The organism is Phocaeicola dorei, assembly GCF_013009555.1.
GTDB lineage: Bacteria > Bacteroidota > Bacteroidia > Bacteroidales > Bacteroidaceae > Phocaeicola > Phocaeicola dorei.
The window spans coordinates 2,878,020-2,892,271 of the sequence record NZ_CP046176.1; the positions used below are offsets into that span (position 1 = coordinate 2,878,020).

Genomic DNA, 14,252 nt, shown 5'->3' on the forward strand with positions numbered 1-14,252 from the left:
GTAAATATTAAGCGGAGCAAACTGTAATAGCTTGCTCCGTTACATTACTTACATGTTATAGGAGAGTTTATTGGGTATTGATTTACAAGACTGTGAATATCACAATCAATATCTTTGTTACAATAGCTACCGTGCTTAGCTTTTTTTACTAAATAGTCTACATACAAAGCATATTCTCTACAAATCTTATTTCCCTGAAGTTTAATCCCTTCACCAAGGTAATCGCTTATGTAAGCACCTATATAGTAAATCTCATTAAGCCCATAAATACCATACTGAGCGCATTTTGATCTGAATTTAAAATAATCCATAATAGAATCTGATTGAAATAGATAAAATATAATATCAAGTTCATAAACAGACATAGCAATAACCGGAACCTTGCTGTCCTTTGGCTGATTTAGATAATTCAATGAAGACATGCCGGGAAAAGAATCTAGAGTTATACATACATTAAGCAGTTTGAGATTTTCGGCAAATGTCATATCAGCTTTTCTTAATGAATAATATTCAGATGCATGATTAAGACATTCTATACATTTTAGGCCTTGATTGAATGCCTCTGTAACGGCCTTTTGATAATCTTCTTTGATTGAGGTTACGCACCCTCGCTTTGATAATTCAGTCAATCTTTTACTCTTAACCTGGAAAACAATTCCCATTTCATTATTACATAACATAGCATCAATGTCAGTAATAGGATCTGAAGATTTACTTCTTTTAATAAGGATGTGATTGTATGAACTTATGTGGAATCTTCTCTTAATGATCTTATATACAATATCTTCCGCTGTCCTTCCTCTTAAATCTGCTAATTTCTTATGAAAAGACTTATCTTCTGAAAGCCAGTAATATGGCGTTTCATTAATTGCAGCAGCCAAAGAGTTCGTATTTACAATGAACAATCCTCTATCATCAGGTAATTTAATTATTGGATATTGTTTAAAATAATTGTAGTCTGTTATATCACAAATTTTATCCGGAAGTTTATCTCCTAATTTGTATGACATTCTTTTTAAGATATTCTGCTCTTCTGGAGAGAAGATTTTTCTTATTTTGTTCGGTTTTATAGTAAATAGATTTAAAGGACAAACATATTCATTCTTACGCCGTTTTTCATTAATTCGTTTCCTTATTTGATTCTCTAGAGTTGTTATGATTTTATTGAACGTTGATTCAATTACAGTTGTATCAAACTCATACTCTTCTCTCAATTTGAATGATAATATTTGTTCATTGTATTTTTCTTTTGCAAATTTTATATATTGCCAATTATAAGCAAGGTCACCTTCATAAAAGTAATTTTCAACAAACAAATCACCAAAATCCTGAGAATCTCTATATAGGTTATGAAGATCATCCATTAAGCCATATACTTCTTTACGAATTTCCTCATCCTTAATAATATCCCAATTCTTCGCAAGATTAACATTCTGCAACCAAAGGCCACATAAAAAGTCTATCTCTGTTGAAAGAAGTCTATCACGATTTGACTCTTGTCCATGTTTTAATTGACTTTCTATTCCCACGGTTTCAAAGAAAGAGATGTATCCCAAAATTCTTCCAAATGAAAAGTATGATGTTATTTCATTTAGTCGTGTTATAATTTCGTGTTTATCCATTTTATTTTCTAATGCAGTTTATATAATCATGTTTATTTTCTTTAAGGATGTATGATAGTATTTCAAATGCGTCCTTATCTATCTGGTTAAGTATGATATGTGCATCATTTGAATAACAGCAGAAATCATACAAGATGGTTGCTAAAAGAATATATGTAGATTTTATTATTGTTTTAACATAGCTATTTATATTATCATTGAACATTTGACCAAATTGCAACACACTCAGAAATGATGAATGTATATGAGATGATGTAATCCTATATAGATTTTTAGCATCATCATCACATATAATCTGATTGATTCCGTTATCCACATGAATGCCTTTTATGCCCGTAATTTCACCATTTGACTTAACAAAATAATATCCTTTTAACGATGTACCTTTGTAATCTAAAATCTTCTTACAATCCTTAATTACATTATCAGGTACTTTTAATTGTAGTAAAAGTACAGACACTTTATTTTTCAAATTTTCTATTTCATTTTTTTCCTTTGCTTCTTTCTCCTTATACTCTTCTGGAACATTATTAAGTCCCTGTCTGTTCTGAAAACCTCGAATTTCCCATATTGATAAAACTATTTCTCTTTCAGCATCACTTTGTTGCGTTATAAATATGTTATGAAATGTAAAGCATAATTCATAATAGCTTCTTAGGACAGATAATATGGATGGTATATCTTGAATAAGTAAATTACTATTTTCCAATAAACTTTGTCCTTTTAATAAATTTAAGATTGATTTAGTTCTCAACAATCCCATTTGCAGCATACATTGCGCTATACAGTCACTTTCTGAGACAGTCTTTTGATTATACTTCCAATAAGATCTGAGCTGATGTATCAACTTAAATACAGTATGACATAAATTCTCTATATGTTCTTTGAAGAATAAAATCACATTACTTTCATCCAATTGTGATAAATATTCTTCTGTAGATAGAATATCCTCTTTCATGTGTTTTTAATTCTTTATCATAATTCGGGTCTATTTAATTTTCAATTTTTATAAGTGATAACTGTCTATTTTAGACTCTGCTACCAATTGTTTTTCTTCCTCCAATATAGCGTATGATTTTATTATACGATCTTCAAGATAAATATGATTAAGCGTATACTCCAGTGATTTAAAAGTCTGTTCACGAAGTGCTGGTTTCAGTTGGCATTCCCATACTGTAATACAATGCCATCCCATAGAGGCCAGCTCTTTTTGCTCTTTAATATCACGTTCCTTATTTTTCTGGATTTTGTCCTTCCAAAACTCTGAGTTTGTTTTTGGTAGTACAAAATACTTGCATCCGTCATGACCATGCCAGAAACATCCATTTACAAATATTACAGTTCTGTATTTCCGTAATACAAGATCAGGATGCCCTGGCAAACGAGGATGGTTCAGCCGGTAGCGGAAGCCCCTGCTGAACAAGAACTTACGGACCAGTAATTCCGGCTTTGTATTCTTGCCATGTATAGCAGACATATTCTTATGTCTTTGCTCTTTTGTTAATCTATCTGACATCTACTTATCATGAATCTTTTAAACATACTTCTATTAAAATCACACTAACTACTGTAGACATCCATAATACTAGCAATCTAGATAAATATTGATTTATCAACAACTTGATAATCTTTAATCCAAGGTACTAAGTACTAGTAATATTATTATGTCATATTACCATGTCAACATAAACTTTTATTCTGGAAACCCTTTACTACGCAATCGCTTTAAATTGGAATAAAAGCCATATTTCATCCGGTCATCAAGCTGCCTTTTTCCTTTGACAACATCATCCATAACCTTCCATTGCCAATCCTTTAATACCCGTTTACGTCTATCCCAATCTACCATCTTTTGAACTAATTCAATAGTTATGAGCTCAAGTATTTGACTTTCTTCAGTTGTTGGCGTTTTCTGTGGAGCTTCAACATTTGCTAGTTCGTCTGCTTCTAATAATAATTCAATATTTTTTTCACATACTATATCATAAATAGCCATTGCTCTTTGCCGATCATTATCACTAAACTTACGATTAAATTTAAGTTTATGTGCAATATCCATCGCTGTAGATTGATAGTTAATGGATAAACTATCTGTATCCCGCCCCCATTCTGAAATTTTAGACCATAACTGATGAGGTATGGATGTAATTATCTCCATATCATGTTCTACAGTATTATCTTGTTTGTCTCCGAAAAAAATTTCCTTACGAATTATCGGTTGAGAATCATCAACTAAATCTTTTTCTATGTCTAATATATTATAGGCCCAAGTATGCTGCTTAATCTTTTCCCAACATTCTTCTTTCTTAGACCATTCTATATAATGAGAAACAGGTGATTCCTTTAATATGAAATTATTTACTTGTTTCATTAAATCATATAAAAAAGAAGATAGTTGCTCTGAAATTGACTGCTCTTTCCAAATCTTATAAAGATTTAAACGATTATTTGTCAGAATAGTAAGCAATGATATTGTATATGGTACTACAACCTGTTTTAACTCGCCTATATTTGTTTCAGATTTCTTTGTACCATAAAGTTTATCCATGGCTCTAAACAATATAGCTTTAGCAATAGTATCCTCGTAGTATATATTATTAATTTTACTAAGTGCACTTGGTAAATTATTATTTATAAACTTTGCGAAGTTTTTCTCATTACCTTTTACAACAACATGTGGTCCAATAACAAGCTTTTTACCTTCATACACTTCAGAATAGGCATTAATATATTTAGCTAATTCAACTTTAGTAAACATTTGATTTTTAGGATATTTAAGATCAAAAGCCTTTTGACGTACTTTTGTAAATCCTTCTTTCATACGAAGATTCTTATACTGACCTCTTGCACGTTCAAAAAACCAATATGTTTGATTGACTGAGTTTTCGGTTCTCGGAGTCAAAACACAGCGGGACAGTTTCTCAAGTGCAACTAAATACGGATTATTCGCAGTAAAGTCAGCATCATTTACCTTATTCTGAGTATTGGCATACCGGGATATGCGAGATACTATATTACTATACTCTTCAATCCGTTTAATAACAGAAACTTTTGCCTGAACAAAAATTTTAGATATATCTGCTTTATCTTTCTTGAATGTATGATAAATAGACGCTGTTGTCTGTCCACCATTAACAATCTGAAGATTAGAGATTTTTGTTATATATCTATTATCTTCATCCAATTCAATATGGTCAGCAGTAGCAGCCAGACCATTGTTGAATGCCAGAAACATATGTGGCTCTTTTTTTATAGTATCTCTTATACCTTTATTTATTTTTCCTGAAAATTGTAAGAATGAACGCACATTCTGTTCTAGCAATCTAGCACCATAGCGCTCATATAAATTAGCTAAACAAATACCAGGAATGATGGCGATAAAAGACTGATAATCTTCATTATCAGATGATGCTGGCAAACAAGGAACAAGAAAACCTTCTTCCTTAAAGTCAATTTCAATTGGAACATGAGATTCTTCAGAAATCTGATAAATGTATTTAATATCAACAACTCTATAAAAGATTTTATATCCACATATTTCTGTATTATCCGGTATATCTCCTTTATATTCACCATTAGTTAATATACTTACATTTACACGAATTAAGTTGTCTTTTAATTCTCCATAATTAGCCAGAGTATGTGCAAACTCAAATATTTCAGAAGATTCAGCTACTTCATTAACATAATCATCATAAACAGCTTTTCTAAAAAAATTTGTAATGCGAGTTGCTGCTCTTGTAACTTCACTTTTCTGAACTGTATATACTTGCTCTTCTACTTCATAGATAGATATAAACAAATCAATGGTTTCATAATTGTCAGATATTGCAAAACCATTGATTTTGTGTTGCTTCGAGGTTCCCAAAGCTTTCTCATCAAAAGCTACTGCTGCATTCTCTGTCTCCCCAGCTTCTGATAATAGGTCTAAGACATAACGTGTAAATGCCTGTTCCTGAGTTTCTCCATCTTCATTTGCAAGCTGTCTGGAAACAATCTCCTGCATAAATGATGAATAAAATTTATCTAACAAATTCATAGTTGCTTTATTATTTGTAATAATTTATTTTCAGATATTAAAAAAGACCCACATACATCAAGCATTATTGTATATGTTACATCATGTACTCCCTTTCTTAAATCATCTTGAACGATTCTTGGGAAATCTGATGTCACACTATAAAAATCCCTTTTCTTTATATTATAGTGTCTTAATTCATATTTAGTCCTGTCTTCCGGCATATACCCGGCCAACATTAATCTTGCCCGAAAATAGTTAAGAATCATTTGATCATATTTTAGCAAGTTCTCAATTCCATCAATTAATTGAGGTAATGTTAAGCCATTGGCATTATTTCTCTCAATAGAATAATGGCACAATATCAGGTGTTTAAAAATATTACTATCCAACTGAGTTTCCCCATTTATCGTCACCTTATTTTTCCTGCTTATGGATGACTTTACTTCTACTGCCCACTCATTCCCCTGAAAATCTTTATTTGATTTCTCAACTCCCATCCATGTATGCAAAACATCTAACTGTCTTGTGGGTAAAACCTGTAACATATATTGCAAGAATGTCAATTCTCCAAAAAGTCCTAATTGTTCACTCTCTGACAATTCTTTCTTTCTTGAACATTCAAAAAGATTTCGCCATTTTTCTAATTGACAAAGAATTGACCTAACTAAAATTTTTTCGTCAGATATATTACCAATAGATGAGATCAAATCTTCGCATAAGGTAGCAAAAACAAACAAATTACCTGAATCTATTAACTGTATGCATAACATCTGATTCTGTGGTAATGAGGCATCATTTATTATTGAAATATCCAACTCCTTTAGTCCTGAAAATGAAGATATATCTAATTTTATATTACGATTAAATGACACACTTATACCATGAAGATTTTCAGGATACTTATATATTGCATATATATTTGCACTTAAATTACTGTTATACAATTGCTTGACCAAACCATAAGTCTTATTTGACTTCAGACTATTCCATATTACTTGTATTGGTATATTAGTCGCCATATGTGTTGTCGTTTTCATTATCAAAATTATCTTCAATGTCAGCATACTCTGCCACCATATTTACCTTGTATGAAACTGCACAATTTGTATTGGTGTGAGGGAATGAAATGGCAAATCCGACAAAAGGATCATCTTCCGCTGTAAATATAGTTGTACCTGGCACAATATTACCATTTTCATCCTTAACATTTGCATATTCAGGATTAAGTGGGTAAATAATTAGTAACGGTTGATTTATTGGTCTAAACTTCGACCTAACAACTATTGGCTGTGGATATGTGTGTTTCCATTCAATCCCTTTCTTTTTATTAAGTTCGATTGTTTCTTTTAAAGCTTCATTTAATAAATCATCATCAAGATCTATTAATTCATCGCTAGGATTTCCGACAATATGATTCTTTCTTATGAAGTATGTTTTATAATTGCTGGAATCTACAGCACGGCTACGATTAAAACATGATACAGAATAAGAGCCACAAAAAGTATGCTTCTTTATAGTTTCTCTAGCATTCGACCGTGTTGTCTTATTCATTAATACAACGCTCCACTTTGTAAGTTCTCCTTTAGATACTAATTCTTGAATATATTCACAAATTAACTCCATGTTGACTTTTCTAAGTCCCTCAGCTACACTGAAATTACTGAAATACTCACAGACATCAACCGGAGAAACATTAGTCCACAGATAATTCTCGTTTTTTATTAAAGGCTTACCTAACTTACTGAGAAAATTATCTGTTTCAACAAGATTCTTATTCTTTAAATCCTCATTCAGTGGTAACTGATATGTTTCAATAAGTCTTTCAGCCCATGATACCTGAATTTCATGTGAATTACGCATTTTATTTAGAGCAGTAATTTGAAGACAACCTGGATGAGTACGAACTCTTAAACCATAAGTTTCTGGAGTACTTCTTGATTCCGCTAAATAATCAAATTCATCAAGTAGCTCAGATGAAGCTACAGCAATATGCCTATACCATTCATTAAGTTCGCTACTAGTAAACAAACGGCACAAATCAACATAGCTAGGACGATAACCAAACCATCTTCCCATCTGCATAAGAGTATCATACATCTTCGAAGCTCTTAGAAAATAACTTACCGATAAACCTTCTAACGTTAAGCCTCTAGATAACTTATCTCCACCAATTGCAATAACTGAAATACCGGTTTTAGAATTTAATTGGTAGTCAACAACATCACCAGAGGAACCATTAATAGATTTTACTTCAATTTTTTGAACTGCTTGGTATAATAATGGCTTTATTTCATCCCATTTATGAACTGTTAAGTCCTGATCAATCTTTGAAAGAGAAGGAGACCCCTTAATTTTTTCTGTTATCTGTTTATACGATGGACACCCGTTTACATTTCCTTCTAATAAAGCCCGAAACTCGGCTAAAACAGCGGGATCATTAGCTTCTATTTCTTGTTTATAGTACCTGAACTGTTCGTTCACAATATCCCGAATTTCATTTTGCCAAACCTGATATCTTGACACATGTATTAGCATGGAATTATGCTTGTTCTCCTGTCCTCTGGCTCTTCTAATTGCGCATGTTAAAATAAAACATTTAATAGCAAGCTTCAAAGACTCAGGAATATCACTTTTTGTTGGTTTTTTATCATCCTTTTTATGTCCATCAGGTATAAAAGCCTTATAATCATCAATAGGAATGACAATAGGCAATACATCATCCTCTTCTTCAGAAGTTTCAGAATATGTGCCAAAAACCTTATTTGGCCCAATATAATTATCTGGAGCTGGCAAATTTATTATAAAGTCCCTTGGAAATAAGTCTGTTTCGTCCTGTGCTATAAATATATTCGCAAATGGAGTTGCTGTATATCCTACATATGCAGAGCGATTGAACAGTTGTATAATCTTACGAATATTATCATTTATGGCGGTTGGATCTGTATCCTTATCTTTTTTTGTATTAATGGACGCATTATCAGCTTCATCATCAATTAACAAAAGAGATTTATTTGATATTTGTTTCTTACCAGAAGTTTGTGCACAAAGCCATTTATAAAGACGTTTAAGTACAGATGCATTTTTTTTCACAACCAAGATAATAGGCTGTGGTGCATTAAAATTAAATCCAGCCGTATTTGCAGCCCTACTATTAAAGTCTCCTTTATCAATACTTGTCGTATATGAATTTGCAATTGCTGAATCAAATCCAGGAATAAGACCAACACCTATCTTAGTTGTTGAGTTTATTGAGTATGCTCGCTCGTATTGTGTATCAAAACCTAAAAATCCTTCATCAATTCGACTTTGTGTCTGACTTCTTAGATTATTATGAATACCTGCTAATACGATGATAAAATTAAAACCTGCATCAGCAGCTTTACAAATCAAACCTGTATAATTTGCTGTCTTCCCTGACTGCACTTGCCCTACAACAAGCCCTTTTTTATCTATTGAGATATTAACTTGTTGAGGATTAAACAAGTTATCTAATATTCTATCAGTGATTTCATCTAATTGATTTATAACTGCCGGAGCATACCCTTTCTGCTCTGAAAGATATAACTTGTATCTTGTCCAAAAGTTCCAATTAGATATTTTATTTGCTTTAAATTCTTTAAGCCAAGGTAAACGTCTGTCGTTTCCTTCCAATATTTGAAAATCTTGAATTCTTACACCATAATGGGCAAGTAGTTTCTTTTTTAATATGTGTTTATCCAACATTTTAAAATCTGGCATAAAAGAGACTTGCTCTATAGCGGTATTAATCTGTTCATCAGTTACAACAGGTATTGCACCAATGAATAAACGGCAAATATTTAAGGCTTTATTATATAATTCTTCCATATCACAATTGTTCAATGAGTTCTTCAAATGAATTTAATGGCTCAATAGTCATTATATATGCTTTAGCTTGTTCTGAAGTCATATTGGAAGCCATTAGATTCTGATACATTCTTGTAATCATATCTTTCACTACAGAAGTATCTGAACCTTCAAATGGTTCTTTATGAGATTCTTCACCTTTAGCTTCGTTGATATAAATTGTCTTAACAGGTATAGTTTCCTCTATAAGACGTAATAAATAATTAAAGGCTTTATCGGAATCTGTGTGAGCCATATCTTTTAATTGCTGAATCATAGCATTATCTCGATTTATAACAAAAGACCATTTATTGTCTTTCCTTTTCTCATTCCACAGCGGCTGAAAACTTTGACCTGCACGTTGTTTCAGTATCTTTCCTCTATGACGATAAACCTCACATCCTATTTTCCTCACATCCTTTGCATATGCTTCAAGTTGATTCTGGCATTGTATAGGAGGATACGCCTTTGATTTTTTAATATCAATCTGCCATTCACTATCTAATGTATTAGGAATATCTACCTGAATGCGGACTAATTTATAATGCTCTTCTTTTCTGAATAGTCCAAGCCAATCCCCAGCTAACAATAAACGTTTCCCTCTATATACATAAAATCCTTGTTGAGCTGGCCAGCCGTTAATGCCTTCTGCCACATTATAAGCCTTCTCTGAAGAAAAGGCACTTTTATGTGGCAATACATATCCCTTCAATTTAATACCTCCAACGATTCCTTCTGTAGGTCTTGACTGAGTTTTAGATTCACTTATACAAAAGGGATTCCAAGGATCTATTTCATGACCACACCAAAATATCTTTAAAGATTTTTCTTCAAGAAATCTGTGAAAGGTCATTGCAATATGTTGACGGACACGGTCTAAAGAATTGGAAAACTTTTCCTTTGCATTTATATCATTTTCGGAAGTTCCTTTTCTAACGACTTTATCTAAATCTGACCATATTACAAGAGTTCCATGTTCAATATCATCTACAGATTCGTCCAAATATTCAGGAATCCATTGTAAAAGAGTCCATTCATTGGTTTGTGCTACATAATCCAAGTCCCAAGTCCAGTATGCACTATGGTATCCGGATTTTTTACTAAGGACAGTTAATTTTCTACATTGTGAAAATGATGCTGTTTTCAGACCTAATCCAAATCTACCAAGATCTGTTTTAGAGCGTTCTTCTAATGGGCTATGGCTTCCAGGACGCATTGCATCAATTATTTCTTGACTATTCATGCCGCATCCATCATCTTTAATTGTTATGAAAGATTTATCTCCATGCCAATGTCTTGTGACCCACACATTTTTCGCATTTGCAGATATTGAATTATCTATAATATCTGCTACTGCAGTTTCGATATTGTACCCTATTGCTCTAAATGTTTCAATCATTGAAGCGGCACATGGTATTGCATTCGCAGTTCTAAGACTATCGTAATCTATCCTCATTTTTCAATAACTTTTTTATTTTCAGGCCAATTTTTTCTGCTAATACAACAGGTACAGCATTTCCTATTTGCTTAAAAGCTGCACTTCGGCTTCCCTCAAAGAAGAAATCATCAGGAAACGATTGTATTCTAGCTGCTTCTCTTATTGTTATTGAACGAACATTCTCTAAAGTAGGAGTTTCGTTGGGATATATATAGTAATGTCCATCCATCGCAATGTGAGCCACAACGGTATGACAAACTCCATTGGGATCAACGACACAAAAACGATTACAAAAAGATTCTTTATTTTTATGTTTTTGTAAGGCTGGATCGAGTTTTGCATAATTAAGCCTTTTACCTGTTTTCCACATCAATACAGCTTGCCTATATATTTCCCTATCATTATCATTTGTTGGTCTTGCAATATGTTGAGTCGTAAAATTAAGAACACCTCTTATTGCTGTTTTCCTAAGATACTCCATTTCCTCCAAGGGTTTTGTATATTCAACAATACCACATAATTCACCTTCTCCAGCTTTTCTTTCAGGAAGATCACAAAACAAATCCTTCATTATAGAATATGGCATATCTCCTTTTTCAAGGGTTGGATAGTTATAAGTTGTAGGAATATCGCTTCCTGAACGATTTATTTTCCAACCAACAATGATAATCCTATGTCTTTTTTGTAAGACACCATGCTCAGACGCAATTTGTTCAACCGGTTCCATTTTATATCCAAGGTCATTGACCAGTCTCTGTAAGTCTCTGAACGGTTCACCTTTTTTGGCTGTTTTAATTCCAAGAACATTTTCAAAAACAAACATTTCCGGACTGTATCGCTTCAGAAATTCCACATAAAATTTATATAAATCATTTCGTGGATCATCTTCAATTTTTTTTCCTAGTCTAGCTCGTCCGGCAATCGAATATGCTTGACAAGGGGGACCTCCAATTATAATATCGACCTTTTGGCCTTTGCACAGTCTATCAACTTTTTTAAAAATCCCATCAATAGTTTCTTTACCTATTGCTTCTTGAATAACTGTGTCAATAACTTCTTTTGGCACTTGATTCCACAACCAAGCGCCATCAGTTTTTTCTTTCTTTGTCCTTAAATATTGTTCATATATTGATAGTTTATTATTTGCTTTTAAGTAATGGTACGCAGCACGTGTTTTTAAGGTATCACATGCATAATGATCCATTTCTATATGAGCTATCGGTTCAAAGCCAGCTCTAATAAAACCTTCAGACAAGCCACCAGCTCCAGCAAATAAATCTATAAACTTATAATTCTTATTTTGATTCATTTATTTCTTTATTTTACATACTAAAAAATTATGGCATAAACGCCAACTTATACATTGTATAGTTCATTAATATTGCGTAGTAGCAAACATTTTTGCAAGCATAGTTTCAAGTTCATGAGTCAACGAGTGATCTGTATCCATACACACCTTCTCGCCAACTGTCTAATCTTGATAAATATACTATATCTCTAGCCTAACTACCATCACAGCAAAACATATCCATTTTGAACTCTTTGGTCATTTTTTTTGCAGACTTTCAGGATATGTATTTGTCTTGCCATAACAAGTTATAATGAACGTATTTGCCATAACATCAATATTTTGATGTGGTTGTTAGTTTTGTACCAACAAGCAGGTCTCTAATATCAACCTCTAAAAGTTGTGCAATTTGTTCCAATGTCAGTAAATCTGGTTGAGTAGTATTCTGACACCACTTACTTACTGTGCACGTAGACTTTCCTAACTGATCTGCCAACCATTTACCTGTTTTTTTTTGTTCTACCAGAACTACTTTAATTCTATTAAGGTTGCTCATATATCTTTTATTTATTAAACTAACACGCAAACTTATATAATTCTGCCAATAATAAAAAATTTAATACTATAAATCTTCTAACTTCTGCTTGAATTTAATATTACCAAAGTACTTTATTTATTCAATGTGAAAACTACCGGATGACTTGCTTCGTATCTACAATACCAGGCAAGTTTCAGCCGACAGGTTTATACAACCATACAGATAAATCAGGACAGTTGCCAAAGACAGAACCATTAAGGTTGCGCTACTCTTCACTTCAAAGACTATGACATTGGCAACTGATTATCGATAACATGTCTGAAAACGAAAACAAGCAGGCCGTTCCGATGATGCAGGCTAAAGCTTGCAATGCCGGAACGTCCTATATCCCTGAATACTCGTCTTAAAATACCGGCAAGCTGTTCCGACTGTTCGTATTTCATGCGATGCCGGAACAACTTGCCTTATACTACGGAAACTTACCGGCTGACTTGCTTCGTATCTACAATACCAGGCAAGTTTCAGCCGATAGGTTCATCCCATCATGCAGATAAATCAGGGCAGTTGCCAAAGACAGAGCCTTTAAAGTTGCGCTACTCTTCACTTCAAAGGCTCTGACATTGGCAACCGGTTACCGGTGGTTTGTCTGAAAACGGATACTATACTCTTCAGAAATCTTTGAATACTGAATATCAGGAAATCATTGGTGCGTCATAGCCGGAGCCGTTTCTTATGTGCAAAGGTACTGCGGACTGGAGAAACGCCAAGTGACGCTTGCGCTTTCAGTCGGAGGACTTGACGGCAGCCTTCCGCAAATTTTCTCATGCCTCAAAAATTTGGGTATTCCGTCTGCATTCTCTGACTTCACACTTGTCTTTTTCTCCCTTTGGTCCGCAGTCACAAATGCACATAAAACGGTTTTTCCCGGCCATGAAGCTCAATGAGCTTTACCAAAGGGAAAAGAATCGGAACTTCAAAATTCAAATGTTATGCGAGCATGAAGAATGAGTATCAAACAATCTTTTAATTTTTTACTGATATGTGCAGATTGATGACGACACAACTGGCGGAAGCTCTGGAGGGTTATCCGCTCTATTCCCAGGACGGCAAGGGAAAAGAGGCTGTTTGCCGTGCGGTTTTTGCTCTTGGTGCTGTAAGGTGGTTTATCCTTGAAGGAAACAGGGAGGATAATGATGTGATTCTATTCGGTATCGTAGTCGGACTCATGGAGGATGAATACGGGTATGTTTCCCTCAATGAGCTTTCGGATGTGGAGCTTGACCTGAGTGCTCAGGGACTTGGCAAGCTTCAGGTAAGACAGCAGCAGAACTTTAAGCCGGTTCCGCTGAAACAGATTCAGGACAGCAGGCTTCAGGACTTTCTTGCAAGGTTTGAATAGGCTGTATGAAAACAGAAGTGGCCGGTCCTATCCGTCACGGACAAGACCGGCTGCTTATTATAGCAGGTAAATGAAAACAAAA

10 protein-coding genes are annotated in these 14,252 nt (G+C 33.6%); 1 reads left to right on the top strand and 9 read right to left on the bottom strand.

Annotated features, from left to right (window positions below; translation table 11 throughout):
• Positions 1 to 44 precede the first annotated feature (44 nt).
• The 9 genes from GKD17_RS12100 to GKD17_RS12140 form a co-directional block, all read right to left on the bottom strand.
• Positions 45 to 1,622 carry a hypothetical protein gene (locus tag GKD17_RS12100; RefSeq protein WP_007835207.1) on the bottom strand — a complete coding sequence of 526 codons (1,578 nt, stop codon included), beginning with the start codon at positions 1,620 to 1,622 and terminating at the stop codon, positions 45 to 47.
• A 1-nt stretch (position 1,623) separates the two neighbouring features.
• A complete protein-coding gene (locus GKD17_RS12105; protein WP_007835205.1) occupies positions 1,624 to 2,580 on the bottom strand; it encodes a DUF5677 domain-containing protein in 957 nt (318 codons plus the stop codon).
• Positions 2,581 to 2,628: 48 nt separating this feature from the next.
• The gene (locus tag GKD17_RS12110; protein ID WP_007835204.1) at positions 2,629 to 3,138 is read right to left on the bottom strand and encodes a very short patch repair endonuclease; all 510 of its coding nucleotides are present in this window, start codon (positions 3,136 to 3,138) and stop codon (positions 2,629 to 2,631) included.
• A 177-nt stretch (positions 3,139 to 3,315) separates the two neighbouring features.
• Positions 3,316 to 5,661: an AIPR family protein gene (locus GKD17_RS12115; protein WP_007835202.1), complete on the bottom strand. Its 2,346-nt coding sequence runs from the start codon at positions 5,659 to 5,661 to the stop codon at positions 3,316 to 3,318.
• Complete coding sequence (locus tag GKD17_RS12120) at positions 5,658 to 6,680, bottom strand: PD-(D/E)XK motif protein (RefSeq protein WP_032936315.1); 1,023 nt, start codon at positions 6,678 to 6,680, stop codon at positions 5,658 to 5,660. The genes GKD17_RS12115 and GKD17_RS12120 overlap by 4 nt, the downstream gene beginning before the upstream one ends.
• Positions 6,652 to 9,489, bottom strand: coding sequence for a Z1 domain-containing protein (locus GKD17_RS12125; protein WP_007835197.1), 2,838 nt, complete (start codon positions 9,487 to 9,489; stop codon positions 6,652 to 6,654). The genes GKD17_RS12120 and GKD17_RS12125 overlap by 29 nt, the downstream gene beginning before the upstream one ends.
• A gap of 1 nt (position 9,490) precedes the next feature.
• Positions 9,491 to 10,963, bottom strand: a complete 1,473-nt coding sequence (locus GKD17_RS12130; protein ID WP_007835195.1) for an ATP-binding protein — start codon at positions 10,961 to 10,963, stop codon at positions 9,491 to 9,493.
• Positions 10,944 to 12,254 carry a DNA cytosine methyltransferase gene (locus GKD17_RS12135; protein ID WP_007835194.1) on the bottom strand — a complete coding sequence of 437 codons (1,311 nt, stop codon included), beginning with the start codon at positions 12,252 to 12,254 and terminating at the stop codon, positions 10,944 to 10,946. The genes GKD17_RS12130 and GKD17_RS12135 overlap by 20 nt, the downstream gene beginning before the upstream one ends.
• A gap of 313 nt (positions 12,255 to 12,567) precedes the next feature.
• Entirely contained in the window at positions 12,568 to 12,789 is a 222-nt protein-coding gene (locus GKD17_RS12140) for a helix-turn-helix transcriptional regulator (RefSeq protein ID WP_007835193.1), read from the bottom strand.
• A 1,021-nt stretch (positions 12,790 to 13,810) separates the two neighbouring features.
• Here GKD17_RS12140 and GKD17_RS12145 point away from each other — a divergent pair.
• The gene (locus GKD17_RS12145; RefSeq protein WP_032936187.1) at positions 13,811 to 14,170 is read left to right on the top strand and encodes a DUF2958 domain-containing protein; all 360 of its coding nucleotides are present in this window, start codon (positions 13,811 to 13,813) and stop codon (positions 14,168 to 14,170) included.
• Positions 14,171 to 14,252 lie beyond the last annotated feature (82 nt).